Origin of the sequence: Streptomyces niphimycinicus (assembly GCF_018883605.1) — a bacterium.
In the GTDB taxonomy this organism is placed as follows: Bacteria; Actinomycetota; Actinomycetes; order Streptomycetales; family Streptomycetaceae; genus Streptomyces; species Streptomyces niphimycinicus.
Window position 1 is genome coordinate 1 of record NZ_JAHLEM010000025.1, and the last position, 18,410, is coordinate 18,410.

Below are 18,410 nucleotides of genomic sequence, written 5' to 3' on the forward strand. Positions count from 1 at the left end.
CGCAGGGTCTCGGTGCCGGGCGGCGGACCGGGCAGGGCCGCCTCGTGGCGTGCGGCGAGCAGCACCGTCAGCGAGCGGCCGGCCAGTAGCCGGGCCGCGGCGAACAGCGCCTCCAGGAAGGCGCGGTCGCACAGGTCGGCGTCGTCCACGCACACCAGCACCGGCCGGGCCGCGGCGAGCCGGTCCAGCAGCGCCGTCACCGCCGCGTGCAGCTCCGCTTCGTCCGGTCCGTCGTCCCCTCGCGTTACGGCCGTCAGCACTTGGTGGTGCGCGGCGGGCAGGGCAGCCAGCTCGCCCTGCACCGGAGGGGCCAGAAACTGTTGCAGACAGGCGTGCGCATGCCGTGGGTCCTCGGCCCAGCCCTGTGCGGACAGCACCAGCACGCCGTCGGCGGCGGCCCGTTCCCGGACGTGCCGGAGCACGGTCGTACGCCCGATCCCCTCCTCGCCGAGAAGCAGCAGGGTCTGAGGAGTGCCGGACTCGCGCGTCACGCACCGCAGTATCCGCTCGATCTCGCCGTCCCGGCCCAGGACGGTGGCCCCGTCGCCGATCATGGACTGCTGGGGTGGGTGGACCCTCATGCGCTTACTCCTGTGGCGGTGCGCGTTTTCCCTGGCCAGGGCCATCATCGCGGAGACCGGGACGGGACGCTTCTGTCACATGACCGGTCGCCCCCGGCTCCCGTCCTGCCCCGTCACCCGCGATTCCCGTCCTGTCGGTCGCCGCTGGCAGGATTGCCGTATCAACGGCCCGACGACAAGGACGGTTCATGCACGCCGGCACCGACCACCCCTCCGATCCGGGCATCCTGGGCCGGACCTCCGAGCTGGCCCGCCTCGACCGTCTGCTCGCTGCGGTGGACGGCGGCGGCCCGCAGGTGCTGGTGCTGACCGGGGAGCCGGGGGCGGGCAAGAGCACCCTCGTCGACTGGACGGCCGAGCGGGGCCGGGCCCGGGGCCTTGGGATCCTGCGGGTGCGCGGCAGTGAAGGCGAGGTGGTCCTCGGCCTGTCGGGCGTGCACCAGCTTCTGCACCCGCTGCTGCCCGGAGACGATCTACCCGCGGGGCATCGGGAGGCCCTGGACCGTGCCTTCGGGCCGGAGGCGGCGCAGTACGAACTCAAACTCGACCAGATGTCCCTGTGCGTCAGCGTGCTCGGGCTCATCACCGAGGCCGCCGCACGCCGCCCCCTGCTCCTGCTGGTCGACGACGCCCAGTGGCTGGACCTCGGCTCGGTGGACGTGCTGGCCTTCCTCGCCCGGCGTCTGGAGGGCAGGCCGGTGGTGCTGCTGCTGGCCGCCCGTGAGGAGGGTGTGCCGGGCCGCTTCGACCGGGACTTTCCGCAGGTGACCGTGGGCCCGCTGAGCCGCACGGCGGCCGGGCGGCTGCTGGACGTGCAGCCGGATCCGCCCCGGGGCAAGGCGCGGGCCGAGATCCTCCAGCAGGCGGCCGGCAATCCGCTGGCCCTGATCGAGCTGCCCCGCGCCCTGGCCCGGGGCAGGACCGGGGACACCGGGGCCGGAGCGGCCGGGGGTGCCACGCTGCCGCTCACCGCGCGCCTGGAGAACCTGTTCGCGGCCGACCTGCCCGGTCTGCCGGCGCCCACGCGAGCGGCCCTGCTCCTGGTGGCCGCGGCCGGTCCGGCCCGGCTGACCGACCTCATACGGGCCGCCCCCGAGCTGGACGTCGTACAGGCGCTGGACCCCGCCGAGCGCAGCGGTCTGGTGCGGGTGGCGGACGGCCGGGTGCTGCTGCGTCACCCGCTGGTGCGCTCGGCCGTCTACCACGCGGCCTCCTTCCACGAGCGCCGACAGGCCCATCTCGCCCTGGCCGCCGCGCTGGCCGAGGAACCGGACCGCCGGGCCTGGCATCTGGCCGCCGCGGCGACCGGGCAGGACCCGGAGGTCGCCGACGCCCTGGCGGAGAGCGCCGAGCGAGCCCGTGGCCGGGGCGGCTACGCGGCGGCCGCGACCGCGCTGGAACGCGCCGCCGAGCTCACTTCGGTACCGGAGCTGCGCGCCCGGCGCCTGCTGTCGGCCGCGCAGGCGGCGATGTTCGCCGGCCACCCGCAGTGGGTCGGCGAGATGAGCGGCCGCGTCGGCGGGATGACCGAGGATCCCCGGCTACGTGCCGAGGCATCGCTGCTGGGCGGCTGGGCCCTCGGAGTGACACTCCGTCACGAGGAAGCGCTGGCACTCCTGCTGGGCGTCGCCGAAGCCACTGCGGCTTCGGCTCCAGACCTCGCCCTGGACGCCCTGAGCACCGCCGCCACGTCCGTCTACAACTCCGGCGCGCCGTACGACCGCTCGGAACTCCACCGGATCAGCGGCCTGATCGACGAGGACGGCGACCCCGCCGCCTGTGCCTGGATCCGGGCGGTCATCGATCCCCATCATGAACGGCCACGTCTGGCAAGGCTCTTGACGGAGAGGCTGGCCGCCCTGGCGCAGGAGGAGTCCCTCGGGGATCTCACCGCGCTGGGCGGCACGACCTGGATCCTGGACGAGACCGAGCAGGCCGTGCGCATCCTCGGGCGGACCATGGACCTCCTGCGGCGCGCCGGCAGCGCGGGCACGAACGCGACCGTGACCCAGGCGCTCGCCCTCGTGCTGTTCGAGAACGGCTCCTGGACGGCGGCCGAGGAGGCGGCGCACGAGGCGTTCTGGATGGCGACGGAAGCGGGGGCCGACAGCGTGACCGTGGGCGCCCGCATCCTGCGGGCCACCCTGCGCGCGCTCGAGGGCGACCACGTGGCCGCCCGGACGCAGGCGATGCGGGCCGTACACGGCGTGGACCTGCGCAACTCCCTGAACCTTCAGGTCCGGCACCGGCACGCCATGGGCATGGCCGCGTTCGTCGCCGGCGACCACGCCGACGCCTACGAGCAACTGCGCGCGACCTTCACCCACGACTTCCGCCCGGCCCCCGTCCACTACCACGCCTCGCTCTACTATCTGGGCGACCTGGCGGCCGCGGCGGTCCGCGCCGAGCGGGCGGACGACGCGCGCACGGTGGTCGACGCCGTGGAGCGGTATCTGAAGCCCGCCCCCTCCCCGCGCCTGGCCGCCGTACTCCACCGGGCCGCCGCCCTGTTGACGGACACCGACGACGCCGAGCGCCACTTCCGCGCCGCGCTCGACGACCCGGCCACCGACTGCTGGCCCTTCGAAAAGGCCCTCGCCCGGCTCGACTTCGGCGAATGGCTGCGCCGGCGGCGCCGCAGCGCCGAGGCCCGCCCGCACCTCAACGCGGCACTGGAGTGCTTCCAGCGCCTAGACGCCCGCCCCTGGACCGACCGCACAGCCGCAGAACTCCGGGCCGCAGGAGCCCCGGCGGCGACGGCCGCGACCCCGGCGAGCGAGCTCACCGCGCAGGAACGGCAGATCGCCGAACTGGCCGCTCAGGGCCTGACCAACCGCGACATCGCGGCCCGGCTCTACCTCTCGCCCCGGACCGTCGGCTACCACCTGCACAAGATCTTCCCCAAGCTGGGCATCCGCGCCAGGGCCCAGCTCCGCGACGCCCTCTCGCGGGATCCGCGGCAGTGACCAGGTGCCGCGCGAACGCGGTACGGGTAGTGCGTCCGCGCGTTGTCCCGCCTCACCACGACCGAATTCGGCCCGAACTCGACCCGGACTCGACCCAGGCAGTTTGTTCAGCAAGAAACATGGGTCTGACCTGCGGAGATGTCAAGCGGCCGACGAGTCTCGACGGTCGGCAGGCCGGCCACCCACGTTCTCTTGTCGGGCTTGCCCGCGAGTCGGAGAGCGGATGCCGTCGAGTGTGCGGGCGAGCCCCAGGCGCGGACAAGGATGAACGGGTGTGTCGTCCGCCTTACCGCGAGAGCCCCTGAGCAGGCATGATGGGCCTGACACGCTGTCGGTGCCGCAGACCCTGCGGTCGGGCCGCCTACGGCGCGGCGGGCCGCACCTGCTCGGCATCCTCCTGCGGGTCCACCATGCGCATGACCTCACCGGGCGCGCGCGAGGTGTGTTCCTCGATGGTGTAGAAACGCACCTCGTGACCGTCGGGGTCATGCAGCAGTGGCAGCAACCATCCGCGCAGGCCGCGCCAGACGCCGCCGTGCGGCTCGCCAAGTGCCTCCAGGCGAGCGGCGAGCGCCTCGATCGCGGCGCTGTCGGGCACCGCGATCGCGAAGTAGTCGAAGCCGGCGGCGGCCTCGGCCCGGCCCGGGTCGAGCCGCAGCGCCAAGTCCGGTCCGCCAGCCGGATGGCTCAGCACAACCTCTATCAACACCCCCCGCTCGACGAACTCGGCTACCCGCCGGTAGCCGAGCGTGCGCCCGTACCACGCCTCGGAGCGGGCGAGGTCGCGTACCGGCAGCTTCAGATGGTGGACGCCGACGAAGCCCGGAATATCAGCTTCCACATTCATGGCTCACCTCAGGACAGGATGGCACGGCACTCAGGAGCCGAGGTCGATCGTGACCAGCTTGCTCTTCTCGTCCAGCTTCCGCACCTGCTGCCGCTTCTCACCTCCGTCGACAAGCTCTCCGCCCAGGCACCCCGGGGCCCGTCCGCAACTCGGTGACGAAAGACCGACCGGCCCCGAAGCCGGGCTTCACCACGCCGCAGCCGCCCGACGCCCGGGTCGGCACGCTGTACGCGTTCAAGGTCACCTCGAGCACGCCGCGCACGGTGCGCTACGAGATCACCTCCGGCAGCCTCCCCGCCGGACTGACCCTCGACAAGGACACCGGCGGCAGCTAGCCTTCGGCGCGCTCAAGGCCGCGCACGGCCGGGATTGCCAGCAGCAGGGCGCAGGCGACGAGCGCCATCGACGCGGATACGCTCAGCAGCGGAACCGTCCCCGCGGCGACCGCGAGCGGCCCCGCCACCGCCTGTCCGACTGGTTTCATCACCAGTGAGCCGGCCGCGTCGTACGCGTGCACCCTGCCGAGGACGTCCTGCGGGATGTGCGTCTGCACGCTCGTGTGGAACATGACGATCCAGAACGCCATGCCCACACCGCTCACCCCGTAGCACCCGGCGATGAGCGGCGCGGGAAGGCCGAGAGCGACTCCCAACGGCATAAGCGCCCAAAGGATCATGGAGAGAGCGCCGGCCCGGAGCGGATACCGCGGACGGAGCCTGATCGCGGCGACCCCGCCCAGCACGCTTCCCGCCCCGAGGGACGACATGACCAAGCCGAACGTCGATGCTCCGTAGTCGGTGACGAGCGTGCTGTTGCCGAGGGTCATGGTGGGACCTGCGCCGGCCAACTGCCACAGCATGAAGACGACGATGACGCTCCACAGCCAGGTCCTGGCCCGGAACTCCCGCCATCCCTCGACGAGATCGGCCCGGAACGACGATTCGCCGTCCCGTGCGGCCGGGCCCATCGGGACCGAGCGGAGCAGGAGTAGGCAGACGCCGCTGACCCCGTAGGTCAAGGCGTCGAGGGCGACCACCGTTGCCGGTGAGGAGACCGCGAGCAGCAGGCCGGCCAGCGACGGGCCGATCACGGCGGTGACGGACTCCGAGATGCGGAGTGTGGCGTTGGCCTTCTGTACGTCCTGGGCTATGCGCGGGGTGATGCTGGCGACTCCCGGCTGGAAGATCGCGCTGCCCGCCCCGATCAGGGCCAGCAGCACCAGGATCTGCCACAACCGCGGCGTACCTGACAGGAACAGCAGCGCCAGTACCGCCTGGGAGCACAGCCGAGCTGTGTCCGAGACGACCATCAGCCGCCGGGCGCCGAAGCGGTCGGACAGCACCCCGCCAAAGATGATCAGTGCTGCGAACGGTGCTACGAGCGCGGCGAGCGCATAGCCCACCCCACTCGCCCCGTATCCCGCCCGGATCACGGCGGCCGTGATCGCGACAGGGAGCATCGCGTCGCCCAGCAAAGAGGTGGTACGGGCGGTGAAGAACAGCCGGAAGGCCGCTGTCCACAGCGACGGATCAGACGAGGTCTCCTTGACTTGCAGGTCACGGGCTGTGTCCGAGCCAGCCACCGCACACCGTCCCATGCATGCCGTTGATTCCGACCAGGACGACAGTGTCGTGCCGCGGCCAACCCTCGGTCAACGGAATATGTTCGACGAGCTCAGCACGTACCGGCCTTCGAAGACACCGCCCAACGAGCTCGTGCACGGTTGGCGGTGAGGCGGCCGAGGAAGATCGCCGATTTGGTGATCGTCCCGCGGGTCGTACAAGGTGTTCCCACGCAAGCTCGCGGTGAGCTCGTCGATCTGCGCGCGAAGCTGTTCCGCGGCGACTGCGAGCTCGCGTTCGTCGATCCGCTCCAGGAGCGGCGTCCTGACGCGTTGACGGTCGTGGGCGCTGACGGTCGGCACGCTCACGGCGATGACCAGGCCCATCACGTCCATGGCCGGCCCACGCTTGCGGCCCGGCACCTTCTTGGCCGCATCCCGACCCGTCGTGGCCGCGAGGACGTTCACCGCCACGCGGACGCTCTGCGTGTCGATCACGACAAGCTCGGATTCTCCGAGCGCCCGGCCCTCTCACACATCGGCTTGGGGCGATTGTCCATCGGGAATTCCCCGCGCCCCTTGTTGCAGGGCGTCATCGAACCGCTGGTATCGCCGCACGGCGGCGAGGTCGTTCTCGTACGTCCGTGAGCCGCGCCAGAAGGCCACCGCCGCCATGGCACAGAACAGCGGCATCACGGCCAGTGCGGTCCGCAGGCCGAAGGTGTCGGAGATCAGGCCGGTCAGGACGGGGCCAACGGCCAGTCCGAGCAGGTTCTGAACGACCACCACCATGCCGACGGCGGTGGCGCGCACCTGGGGGTGGACGACGTCGACCACCACCGCTGGGGCTGTGCCGAGTGCGGCGGCGAGCGGGAATCCAGCGGCAACGACCAGTGCGAACTGGGCGCTCCCCGGCTGGAGGGCGCCGAAGGCGGCAGTCAGCAGAGTCCAGGTCGCCGCTGCCATCACGGCTGGGACGACAAGCTTGCGCCGCGGGCTGGTGCCGCCGAGCCGGTCGGCCAGGTGGCCGAGGACGACAGCCCCGACGACACCGGCGAGGATCACCAGCGCGGCCTTCGCACCGGAGGCGGCCGAGGACAGGCCGTAGGCGCGGTTCAGATAGGTGGGCAGCCACGTGTAGAGGGTGGACAGTACAACGAGGTTGAGCGCTCCGCCGAGATAGCACCACATGGCCGTGCGCGCCTGGTACAACTCCCGCAAGGTCGTGCCCAGCGCCGGCCGGGCCTCGGCGGCCGGGGACCTGCCCGCTGAGGCGGGTGTGCCGGTGTCCGGCGTGGCAGGCACGCGGTAGTCGCGCACCTTCAAGAACAGCAGGGCCAGCAGGAGCCCGGGGACTCCGAACGCGCCGAGGGTCATCCGCCAGCCAAACCGCCCGATCATCACGCCGCCGAAGACCACGCCCAGCACCGATCCCAGTGGGGCGGCCGCCTGGAACACGCTCAGCGCGGTTGCCCGCAGCCGCTGCGGGAAGTAGGCGGACAGCAGTGCCGCGCCCGCCGGCCCGTAGCCGGCCTCCCCCACCCCCAGCAGCGACCGGGCCGCGAACAGTTGGGCGTAGTTGCCCGAGACGGCAGACCACAGCGCCGCCAGGCTCCACACCCCACCCATGGCCGCGATCGACCTGACCCGGCCCCATCGGTCGGCCAGCCAGGCAATGGGAAGTGCGCAGACGGCCATCGTGATCGACACGGTCGAGACCAGGGCCCCCAGGGCGGTGTCCGACAGTCCCCACTCCTTCTTCAGATGCGGGAAGGTCGAGACGATGATCTGCCGGTCGATGTAGTCGGTGGCGCCCAGCGCCACCGCCATCATCGCCACGCCCCAGGCATAACGCCGGGATATCAGGTGAGCAGCAGAACCGGAAGCGTCCAATTCCAGCGGCGGCTCACTACGCCACGACAACGAGCCCATCAACATCCTCCAGCCTTGCGCCCGCGTGCCTGCGGGTCTCCGCAGCGTAGGTACCGGACAAGCCGGGCGCTTTGCCTGGTGTGGCCTGGTACTTGATGGTTGGTGATATCGGGTGAGAAGGTCAGGCGGATGAAGCCCGTCACCCGTAACGCCGCAGTGTTGTGCGGCGGGGCAGTGACTACGACCGGTTGGGTGACGCCGTTTCGGTGCGCAGTTCTCGCTTGAGGATCTTCCCGGTGGCGTTCATGGGAAGGGTGTCGCGGAACTCGACCAGGCGGGGGTACTTGTAGCCGGCCATCGTCTCCCGGCACCAGGCGACGAGGGCGTCCTCGGTGATCTGCGCGCCCGGCGCCGAGACGACGTATGCCTTGATCTCCTCGCCATGGCTGTGGTGGGGAACCCCGACGACGGCAGCCATGCTGACGGCCGGGTGGGAGTGCAGGACTTCTTCGATCTCGCGCGGGTAGACGTTGAAGCCACCACGGATGATCATGTCTTTGGCACGGTCGACGATATAGAGCCAGCCGTCCTCGTCGCGGCTGGCCAGGTCGCCGGTACGGAGCCAGCCGTCGCGCATGACTTCGGCGGTGGCCTCGGGCCTCCGGTAGTAGCCTCGCATCACGTTGTGGCCGCGGACGGCGATCTCTCCGAGCTCGCCGGCGCCGACCGGAGTCCAGTCGTCCGCGACCAGTTCCACCGCCACGCCCCAGACCGGCTTGCCGATGGAACCCGGTCGTACCTCGCCGTCCCTGGGTGTGAAGGTCGTCACGGGGCTGGTCTCCGACAGACCGTAGCCTTCTTGGATCACCGTCCCGAAGCGGCGGCGGAAGCTGCGGTGGATCTCCACCGGCAGCGCTGCTCCGCCTGACACCGCGATGCGCAGGTGCTGCGCGGCCACCGTCGCGTCGGCGTCGGTGACGCCTTCGCCGAGGAGCGCCCAGTACATGGTGGGCACGCCCGCGAAGAAGGTGACCCGATGCCGGTGCATCAGGGACAGCGCGCCGCGGGCGTCGAAACGGGGCATGAGCACCAAGGTCGCACGGGCCGCGAGGCCGGCGTTCATCTGCACGGTCTGGCCGAAGGTGTGGAACAGCGGCAGCGCGACCAGGTGCACGTCGTGCTCGACCTCACCGAAGAGCTTGTGACAGGTCAGGGCGTTGAGAGCCATGTTGGCGTGGGTGAGTTCAGCGCCCTTGGGCTGCCCGGTGGTACCCGAGGTGTAGAGGATGACGGCGGTGTCGCCCGGCTCGGTGACCCGCGCTGCGAACTCACGGCTGTGGCTCTCGAGCTCGGCGGCGAGAGTCGCGGCACCCGGGAACGCGGACGCGGTGGCGAGAGTCGCGGCACCCGGGAACGCGGACGCGGTGGCGGGGTCGGCGGTGACGAGGAAGAAGTCCCGGCAGCCTTCGGTCTCGTTGAATCCGGCCCACCCTTCCTGCCCGAGCGGCAGTTCGGCACTCCCCTCGAAACAGAAGTAGGCCCTGGCATCGGAATCGGAGAGGTGGTAGGCGATCTCGCGCCGCTTGAGCAACACGTTGAGCGGGACGACGACACCGCCGGCCTTGAGGATGCCGTAGTAGATGACAGGGAACTGCGTGATGTTGGGGCACGACAGCGCGACCTTGTCGCCCGGTCCGATACCGCGCGAGGCGAGGAGGTTGGCCACCTGGTTGGCCTCGGCGTCGAGTTGGGCATAGGTGAGGGTCTGGTTGCCCGAGACGACCGCCGGGCGGACAGGTACGGCGCGGGCGCTGTCCTCGAGCATCACGGCGAGGTTGAGCATCGGGTCTCCCGGTCTTCGGTGCGGTGATTCGTTCCGGGGGGGGGTGGCGACGGCCGCCCCCGGCGTGGAGGCGGCCGGCTGTCCGGGCCGCGGGCGGATCGCGCCGGCCTCCGGTCGCGGACTGGCCAACCGCGGCGTGCGCGGCTCCCTCTCAGACGAGCGTCTCGGTGCGGACCGGAGCGCGGTGACGCAGCGGGACACCGCGCTCGCCGGGGCGGCGGTTGGGGGGCAGACCCAGGTATTCCAGGGTCTCTTCCGCCGTCTGCCAGTACTCCCCGATGCGATAGATGCGCTTGGCCTCTTCGGCACTGGCCACGTCGCGGCCGAGTTCGTCGGCGATGCGGACGATCTGTTCGACCTGCTGCACGGAGGTGATGCGTTCCTTGCGCGGGGCCCACAGATTGTCCTCGATGCCGACACGCACGTGCAGGCCCAGCGCGATCGCGATCGTGTTCAGGGGGAGTGTGGAGCGCATGATGCTCTCGATGGTGAGCACGGCGCCGTCGGGGGTGCGGCGCGCGAACTCGACCAGGTCGGTGGGGTGGAAGCCGGAGGCGCCGCCGCCGATGGCGACGTAGTTGAGGTTGAGCGGGCCGGTGTAGATCCCGGCGCGGATCAGCCGCTCAACGGTCTCCAACTGCGGAACGTGTCCGAGCATGAAGTGCGGCTGGATGCCGCCCGCGGTGAGCCGCTTGAGGTGCTCCAGGTAGAACTCGGGTCCGGCCTCGAGGACCATGTCGCGGTACGCCGTGTACAGCAACGGATTCTGCATGGAGGTGCCCGCGATGTCCTCGTCGGTCAGCAGCTCGACGACGTTCATCTGCGAGGTGTTGATCGCGATGGTCACCTGGTCCGGCTTGGGCTCGAGCTCGGCCAGCAGGTGCCGGGTGTCGTAGTCGAGCCATTTGGCGGCGTCGCCCTTGTTCTCGGGTGCGAATGAAATGGACCCGCCGACCTGCAAGATCATCTCCGGTACCGCGTCACGCAGCCGGGCGAGCATCTCGTTGAACATCGACAGCCGCTTCGAGCCACGGCCGTCCAGTTCGCGCACGTGGATGTGCAGCAACTGCGCCCCGGCGTTGTAGCAGTCCACCGCCTTCTGGACCTGCTCGTCCATCGTCACGGGAATGTCGTCGGAGTCGCCGGGCAGCCACTCCGGACCGTACGGGGCGACCTGGATGACCAGCTTCTCCTGGTTCTCCGGGAACAGTGAGTCGTCGAGGAAGTGCATGTGCGGTCTCCTTCGAATCGGTGTGGAACGGCAAGAACGCGCCGGTCCGGTAGGCGTGGGCGGGTAGGGAGATCAGTACTGCGGTACCACGCCGCAGCCGCCCTCCCCGACGCTTTCGACGGGCCGGACGAGGGCGGGAAGACTCGCCATGCTCGGGCGCTCCCGCGAAGGCACCTTCCCGGACAACGCGCCGGGAGAGACACCCGCCCGGTAGCTGAACGGTAGGCAGCCCGCCCGGCCACCGCTTGATTCTGCGGGACGCGTGGCTTACTAATTTGGGATACCCGCCTACCTCGCCGGGAAAGAGTGCGACTGGAGCACCTCATGGGACCCCTCGTCCGTACCGCAGCGCTGAACGGCTACGTCAAGCTGTGCCACACGCTCGGCATCGACTCGCGAGCCCTGATCAAGCGTGTCGGCCTGGACGTCGCCGGGCTCGCCGCACAGGACCGGTGGATCTCCGGCGCGGCCGTCGTCGAGCTGCTCGAGCTCTCGGCCGCCGCCGCGGGCCGCGAGGACTTCGGCCTCCGCCTGGCAGAGTCCCGGCGCCTGTCCTCCCTCGGACCGATCGGCCTCGTCGTGCGGGAGGAACCCGATGTCCGCAGCGCGGTGGGCCTCTTACTGCAACACGAGCACATGTTCAACGAGGTGCTGCACTCCCGGCTGTCCGAGCACAACGGTCTGGCCACCCTCAAGGTGGAGCTGCGGCTGGACGAGGCGATGCAGACGCGCCAGGCCGCCGAACTCGTGATAGCCGCACTCCACCTCTTGCTGCGCGGCCTCACCCCCCAGTGGCAGCCACTCTCGGTGTGCTTCGAGCACACGGCACCGGCGGACGCCACCACGCACCGGCGCATCTTCGGCCCGGTTCCGGACTTCGACCGGGAGTTCCACGGGATCGTCTTCTACGCCGGCGCCCTCGACGCCCCCAACGCACTGTCCGATCCCCAACTGCGCACCTATGCCCGGCAGTACTTCGAGTCCATCGCGACGCCGCGGCAGGACACGACACTCCCGGACCGGGTGCGCGAGCTGATCGAGGTGCTGCTGCCGACCGGGCGCTGCTCGGTCGAGCAAGTCGCCCGAAGCCTTGGAGTGGACCGGCGCACCGTGCATCGTCGCCTGGCCGACTCCGGCGATACCTACACCTCCCTGCTCAACGCCACGCGCATGCACCTCGCCGAGCGTTTCGTCGCGCACCCACGGCACTCGCTCACCGAGGTCGCGCATCTGCTGGGATTCTCCATGCCGAGCGCGTTCTCGCACTGGTTCAAGGAGCAGTTCGGCTGTAGCCCGAGCGAGTGGCGCAACCAACGCGGCACGAGCAGCAACACGGACGCGGAAGCAGACGCGGTCTGAGCACGGCTCAGCGCCGCCGGTTGCCGGGCTCGCCGCAAGTCCCCAGATAACAAGCCTTCTGTCTCTGCAAATCAAGCAATGACGCAGACCAAGGGCCTACCTTGGCAGCACCGGACACGGTGGCCGGCCGATCCCTCCAGATCACCCAGCGCTACGCGCCGCCGTGCCGGAGGCCCGGCGAGGCGAGTCATCATCCGCCCTCGCCCTTGGGGCAACTCCGGGCGTCACAAAGGTCCGTTTGAACCGGCCGGACCGCCAACCTCCCCCAGGAAGGACCCGCATGAACCAGGTTGCCAGCACCGGCACGGGTGCACCCGCGCTGGTGCGCTCCGAGGTCCTCGGCTCGATCAAGGCCGAGCAGTTGACCTGTTCCATCGGCGCGCAGCTCCACGGCGTCGACCTCGCCGACTCCGTGCATGACGACGACCTGTTCGCCGAGATCAAGGCTCTGCTGCTTCGCCACAAGGTGCTTTTCCTACGTGACCAGACCTTCACCCGCGCCGAGCACGTGGCCTTCGCCGAGCGCTTCGGCCCGCTGCGGAACCACCCGGTCACCGGCAGCGATCCCGACCACCCCGGCCTGGTCCATATCCACCACGGTCCGGACGTCAAGCGCATGCAGTACGAGAACGCCTTCCACACGGACGGGTCCTGGCGCGAGGACACGTCCATGGGTGCCGTACTGCGCTGCGTCGAGTGCCCGCCGGTGGGCGGTGACACGATGTGGGTCAACATGGTCCAGGCGTACGAGCGGCTGCCGGAACACATCAAGACCCAGATCGAGGGCCTCCGCGCCCGGCACAGCATCGAGGCGTCGTTCGGTGCGGTCCTGCCGATCGAGCAGCGGCACAAGCTGAAGGCCCAGTTCCCCGACGCCGAGCACCCGGTGGTGCGCATCCACCCCGAGACCGGCGAGAAGGTCCTCTACGTCAACAGCTTCACCACACACCTCGTCAACTTTGTCACCCCTGAGCATGTCCGCTTCGGACAGGACTACGCGCCGGGCGCAAGCGACCTGCTGCACTACCTGATCAGCCAGGCGAGGATCCCCGAGTACCAGGTGCGCTGGCGCTGGCAACCGAACAGCGTCGCCATCTGGGACAACCGCTCCACGCAGCACTATGCCGTCTACGACTACTGGCCGGCCGTGCGGAAGATGGAGCGCGCGGAAATGTTCGAAGAGAAGTCCAACTGAACAACGCTCGGGGAGGTCATCCGGAGGCGTACCGGGCGGTGAGTGGCTGAGGCGGGATGCTGAGCCGACTGCCGGCTTGGTCGGCCCGCCTTCGGTCAAGGCGGACGCCGTCGTCGGGGCCCACAGCCGCGGCTTCGACGGCGGAGGCACTTGGGGCCGGCTCCGATGGACCCCGTCGATTTGCTTCGCAAATCAGACAGTGAATCCGCTCCGTGGGTTTCCCAAGTTCCTCAGAGTTCGTTCTGAGATATCGTTCATCGCTCAGGGTTGTCGTTATGGTGCGGCTTAGGAAACCGGGATCGGCGCGAGAGCAAAACCGAAGAGATCCTTCGGGTCATCCGGGTCGGCAACCAGATCGATCTCCTCGCACAGAGGACTGCCGCTGACGCTTTCGTACAGGTACCGCAGGGCCGAATAGTCTTCAATCGCGAATCCGACCGAGTCGAAGACGGTGATGTCATTTACGGTGGTCCGCCCTGCCGTCTCACCCGCGAGAACCTTCCACAGCGGAGTCACCGGGAACGTTTCGGGTAGTGCCTGGATCTCCCCCTCGATACGCGTCTGGGGCTCGAATTCCACGAAGACCGTACCGCGGCGCAGGATCTCTGGATCCAGTTCGGTTTTTCCTGGGCAGTCACCCCCGATCGCGTTGATGTGGACTCCTGGAGAGACATCCGAGCTGTACAGCAATGTCGCGTGTGTCTTGTCCGCGGTGCACGTCGTGATGATGTCCGCGCCTCGAACTGCCTCCTTCCCGGAGGGGCATACCTGGATATCGAACCCGAGGGGGGTTAGATTACCCACGAACTTTTCCGCGGCGCGAGCATCCGTGTCATAGATTCGAAGCTTTCGGATACCGAGAGCCTCACGGAAGGCAATCGCCTGGAATTCGGACTGGCTTCCGGCTCCGATCATGGCCATGACCGTCGAATCCCTTCGCGCCAGCGCACGAGCCGCCATCGCCGATGTGGCGGCAGTCCGTAGCGCCGTCAGTATGGTCATCTCGGCGACGAAGACGGGGTATCCATTGTGAACATTGGCCAGAACACCAAAGGCGGTCACTGTTTGGTACCCTCGCGCGGGATTGAGCGGGTGCCCATTGACATACTTAAAGCTGTAGAGGTCTGGATCTGCAATCGGCATCAATTCCATGACACCGAACGGCGTATGACTGGCCACGCGCTCCGTCTTGTTGAAGACCGGCCACCGCCGAAAGTCCTCCTCTATCGCATCCGCCATCCCAGTCAGAGTCGGGGCGATTCCCTGCGCGGTAAGCCAACGAATCATGTTCTTCACACCGACGAAGCCGGTCATCGGGGGGTCCCCTCTCAACTGGTATTCGGGAGTCTGATGGCGGGCGACAGCCCTGCACGAGGGCGTCGATTCAGACTCATGCCGACACAGTGGCCGGAAGGCAGCAGTAAGGGAACCCTGCAAAAATCTTGAGGTCGCCATACTCGCTATGGTGGTCGTGGTTACGTCTCATGGCTGCGCCGGTCCCCGCCATCAGCGGTCCGACTGCGACTCGACGACCGGCGCCCCGCGGACCAGACCGATCGTGCCCGCCAACTGCACCTGTCTGAGACGCCGCTCGAGGCCGTGCAGGCGGCGCGGACGGGGTCCTGTCCGCGTCGTCGCCCGTTCCGTGCTACGGCGTCACTCTTCGGCCCAAACATCGTAGATCTCACTCAGCGATGCGAACCACGTGCCATCGTGCGCGCCGACGTGCTCGATGAAACGCTCCAGTGCGGTGATGTGGTGCGCTCGCCCGATGCACTGCGGATGGACCGTGAGACAGAGAACTCCGTTCGGCTCGTTCGCATAGGCATAGTCGAACTGAGCGATCCACTGCTCGAACAGCGCGTTGATCGGAGTGAAGCCAGGGTTCATTCCGGGCACGTACTCGGTCGGCGGGAAATCGTCGAGATACCAAGACACCGGAAACTCGAGGAACTTGGCCGGCTCCCCAAAGGTATTGCCGTTCTCCCGGTCGAGGGTGACCACGGGCCGTGGGTGGTACGGCTGAAAGTCACGCCCCATCAGGGACGAGTCCCAGTCGAATCCGAACTCATCGAGCAGGGCTGGGGTCAGCGCGGTGAAGTCCCATGCCGGGGACCGGTAACCGCGGGGCCGCACGCCGACATACTTCTGATGCTGCTGTAGTGTCACCTCCATCAGTCGCCGTTCCTCTGCCGGATCCAGGGTGGGAACGGCCTCGTGGTAGCATCCGTGCGCGGCAATCTCGTGGCCCGCATCGACGATCGCTCGGAATTGTTCGGGGAATGTCGCCATCGTATGGGTCGGCGTGCAGAAGGTCGCCCGGATATCGTGGCGCCGCAACAGGTTGAGGATACGAGGTACGCCGACCTCGGCTCCGAACTCGCCCCGTGATAGATACGATGGGCTTGTCAGGTTGAACGATCCCATCCAAGCTGCGTGGGCGTCGAAATCAGCTCCGATATTCACGGCAAGGCGCTTGCCTTCGGGCAAGTTGAGCGGCATAGCAGCTTCCCTTCATCAGTCCCTGTGGATGGTTTGGGCTACAGGGGTTCGATCATCAGGAGGACATCGGTGGAATACCGCACTCCGCTGCGCATACCTGGCCTTGCGCAGCCCGTGACCATCCGCACCGATTGCTGGGGGGTCCCGCACATTGAGGCGTCGTCCGCGGACGATGCCTTCCTCGCTCAAGGCTGGGTAGCCGCGCGAGACCGGTTGTTCCAGTTGGACTGGTGGCGGCGGCGCGGTCTCGGCCGCACCGCGGAGGTGCTGGGAGCACACTACGTCGAAAGAGACCGCGCCGCGAGACTGTTCCTGTATCGCGGTGATATCGATGAAGAGTGGGCCGCCTATGGGCCGCGGGCCCGCTCCGCAGTCACCCGCTTCGTTGCAGGAGTGAACGCTTGGATCGCGGCCACGGAGCGAGACCCTGAGTTGCTGCCCCCGGAGTTCATCGAACTCGGGTATCGGCCGGCCGTCTGGGAGCCTGAGGATGTTGTCCGGCTCAGATCGCACGGCCTCTACGGCAACCTCGAACAGGAAGTCGCACGCGCGGTGACCCTGCGCGAGTTCGGTGCGGAAGTGGAGGACTTGCGCAGACGGCGGGAGCCGGCGGTCTCACTGTCGGTTCCAGAGGGGCTTGATCTGGCTGCCGTCGACCCACACGTTCTCGATACCTACCGACTTGCCATGGGTCCCGTCGCGACGCACCCGGTGCCGACGCGCACCCTTGAGGGGAGCAACAACTGGGTCGTCGCCGGAGGGCGCACCAAGTCCGGGCGTCCGCTGCTGGCCAACGATCCACATCGAGCGATGTCGTTGCCGTCGCTGCGCTACTTGGTTCATCTCATCTGTCCCGAGTTCGACGTGATCGGTGCTGGGGAGCCCGCGCTGCCCGGGATCTCTATCGGACACAACGGTTCGGTCGCGTTCGGCCTCACGATCTGGGCGGTCGATCAGGAGGATCTGTACGTCTACGAGCTCCACCCGGACGACGATTTGCGATACCGGTATGGCGACGGCTGGGAGTCGATGGAGGTGGTGCATGAGCGGATCCCGTTGCCCGACGGCGACCGAGAGGTCGAGCTTCGTTTCACCCGGCACGGCCCGGTCATTCACTCCGACGCGGCGCGCGGCGTTGCACACGCCGTACGCGCCGCGTGGCTCGAGCCCGGCGCCGCGCCGTATCTGGCAAGCTTGAACTACCTCGACGCGGGCGACGGTGCTGCTTTTGTATCCTCCCTGGATCCATGGCGGGCGCCCGGCGTGAACCATGTGTTCGCCGATGTGGACGGCCGGATCGGCTGGTGCCCACGGGCGTTGGTTCCGGTCCGCCCGAACTGGGACGGTCTGTTGCCCGTGCCCGGGGATGGTCGCTATGAGTGGGCCGGATTCCGGGAGGCCCGCGAGTTGCCTACTGTGGTCGATCCGGCCAAGGGCTGGGTGGCAACCGCCAACGAGATGAACCTTCCCGAGGACGGGTCTTGGGACCCCGTTCCTGTCTCCTACGAGTGGTACCCGCCGTTCCGAGCACAGCGACTGCATGAGGTACTCGGCGCGGACACGCATGGCGATGTGGCGGGCTCGATCGCGCTTCAGAACGATGATCTCAGCATCGTCGCACGCAGCGTCTGCTCCCTTCTCCCCGCCGGTGGCGAGGACGACGACCCGGATGTCAGCACCGGGCTCGCGTTGCTGCACGACTGGGACTGCCGGATGAGCGTCGGCTCGGCCGCCGCGGCATTGTTCGAGACATGGCTGCGGGGACCGTTGCGTGAGCGGCTCTACCGGGACGCGCTGCGTCCACTGGTTCCGCACGACCAGCTCGAGGTGGCTCTCGCGTGGGTGGTGCCGGACGATTCACTGTCCGGCGACATGACTGTGCAGACCGAGTTGCTGAACACTTGTGAGGACCGGACCCGGGTTCTCGTGGAGACGCTGGGGATTGCCGTGCGCCGGTGTCGGGAGCGGTTGGGCGAGGACCCCGCCACTTGGTCCTGGGGCCGGCTGAACACGTCGCTTCTGCGGCATCCGCTGTCCCAGCATGCCGACGAGAGCCTTCCATGGCTGCGGATCGGGCCGCGGCCCAAGGCCGGCGGTCCCGAGACGGTCGGCGTCGCTGTGCAGGATCCAGAGACTGGTGTGCAGACGACGGGCGCCAGCGTTCGGTTCGTCGTCGACGTCGGGAACTGGGACGCGAGCGTTGCGATCAATACCCCGGGCCAATCCGGTGACCCGCGCAGCTCACACTACGACGACCTCTACGACCTTTGGCTCGCCGGCGAGGTCTTCCCGCTGTTCAGCTCCCCCGAGGCAGTCCGCGCCCACACCGAATCGACCGAGATCCTGTATCCGTGAATACCCGCTGTTGAGACCGAGGGAACGCGGAGTCGCTCACCGGTGGCCGGCCGTCGCCTCACCGGCGAAACCATCCCCATGGGCAGCAGCCAGCCAGC

At 68.6% G+C, this 18,410-nt stretch carries 13 protein-coding genes and 1 pseudogene; 5 read left to right on the forward strand and 9 right to left on the reverse strand.

The genetic code is table 11. The features are described 5' to 3' along the window. The coding region (locus KN815_RS03085; RefSeq protein WP_216339912.1) for an ATP-binding protein at window positions 1-581 on the reverse strand (581 nt) is incomplete at its 3' end. Window positions 582-769: 188 nt separating this feature from the next. Here KN815_RS03085 and KN815_RS03090 point away from each other — a divergent pair. Continuing rightward, the gene (locus KN815_RS03090; RefSeq protein WP_216339914.1) at window positions 770-3,547 is read left to right on the forward strand and encodes a LuxR family transcriptional regulator; all 2,778 of its coding nucleotides are present in this window, start codon (window positions 770-772) and stop codon (window positions 3,545-3,547) included. 361 nt (window positions 3,548-3,908) lie between these two features. Here KN815_RS03090 and KN815_RS03095 read toward each other — a convergent pair whose 3' ends face one another. After that, window positions 3,909-4,394, reverse strand: coding sequence for a VOC family protein (locus KN815_RS03095; RefSeq protein WP_216339916.1), 486 nt, complete (start codon window positions 4,392-4,394; stop codon window positions 3,909-3,911). 152 nt (window positions 4,395-4,546) lie between these two features. On the opposite strand from KN815_RS03095, the gene KN815_RS03100 reads away from it, so the two are divergent. Further along, complete coding sequence (locus KN815_RS03100; protein WP_216339918.1) at window positions 4,547-4,729, forward strand: putative Ig domain-containing protein; 183 nt, start codon at window positions 4,547-4,549, stop codon at window positions 4,727-4,729. Here KN815_RS03100 and KN815_RS03105 read toward each other — a convergent pair. The 5 genes and pseudogenes from KN815_RS03105 to KN815_RS03125 all read right to left on the reverse strand — a co-directional run bounded on the left by KN815_RS03105 (window position 4,726) and on the right by KN815_RS03125 (window position 10,901). Continuing rightward, window positions 4,726-5,976 (reverse strand): MFS transporter, encoded by a 1,251-nt coding sequence (locus KN815_RS03105; protein WP_216339921.1) that lies wholly within the window; start codon window positions 5,974-5,976, stop codon window positions 4,726-4,728. The two genes, KN815_RS03100 and KN815_RS03105, sit on opposite strands and share 4 nt — an antisense overlap. A gap of 69 nt (window positions 5,977-6,045) precedes the next feature. After that, window positions 6,046-6,465 (reverse strand): annotated as a pseudogene (locus KN815_RS52030) (transposase); the annotation flags it as partial. Window positions 6,466-6,486: 21 nt separating this feature from the next. Further along, on the reverse strand, window positions 6,487-7,788 hold the full coding sequence (locus KN815_RS03115) for an MFS transporter (RefSeq protein WP_253208724.1): 1,302 nt from the start codon (window positions 7,786-7,788) through the stop codon (window positions 6,487-6,489). A gap of 277 nt (window positions 7,789-8,065) precedes the next feature. After that, entirely contained in the window at window positions 8,066-9,670 is a 1,605-nt protein-coding gene (locus KN815_RS03120) for a long-chain-fatty-acid--CoA ligase (protein WP_216339925.1), read from the reverse strand. 151 nt (window positions 9,671-9,821) lie between these two features. Beyond that, entirely contained in the window at window positions 9,822-10,901 is a 1,080-nt protein-coding gene (locus KN815_RS03125) for a beta-keto acid cleavage family enzyme (protein WP_216339927.1), read from the reverse strand. Between the two features lie 324 nt (window positions 10,902-11,225). Between KN815_RS03125 and KN815_RS03130 the strand changes: the two genes are divergently transcribed. Beyond that, the gene (locus KN815_RS03130; protein ID WP_216339929.1) at window positions 11,226-12,260 is read left to right on the forward strand and encodes an AraC family transcriptional regulator; all 1,035 of its coding nucleotides are present in this window, start codon (window positions 11,226-11,228) and stop codon (window positions 12,258-12,260) included. 280 nt (window positions 12,261-12,540) lie between these two features. Beyond that, on the forward strand, window positions 12,541-13,455 hold the full coding sequence (locus KN815_RS03135; protein ID WP_216339930.1) for a TauD/TfdA dioxygenase family protein: 915 nt from the start codon (window positions 12,541-12,543) through the stop codon (window positions 13,453-13,455). Between the two features lie 285 nt (window positions 13,456-13,740). Here KN815_RS03135 and ocd read toward each other — a convergent pair whose 3' ends face one another. After that, the gene (gene ocd, locus KN815_RS03140) at window positions 13,741-14,769 is read right to left on the reverse strand and encodes an ornithine cyclodeaminase (RefSeq protein WP_216339932.1); all 1,029 of its coding nucleotides are present in this window, start codon (window positions 14,767-14,769) and stop codon (window positions 13,741-13,743) included. Between the two features lie 342 nt (window positions 14,770-15,111). Next, on the reverse strand, window positions 15,112-15,957 hold the full coding sequence (locus KN815_RS03145; RefSeq protein ID WP_216339935.1) for a polysaccharide deacetylase family protein: 846 nt from the start codon (window positions 15,955-15,957) through the stop codon (window positions 15,112-15,114). 69 nt (window positions 15,958-16,026) lie between these two features. Between KN815_RS03145 and KN815_RS03150 the strand changes: the two genes are divergently transcribed. Continuing rightward, window positions 16,027-18,312: a penicillin acylase family protein gene (locus KN815_RS03150; RefSeq protein ID WP_216339937.1), complete on the forward strand. Its 2,286-nt coding sequence runs from the start codon at window positions 16,027-16,029 to the stop codon at window positions 18,310-18,312. Window positions 18,313-18,410: the final 98 nt, after the last annotated feature.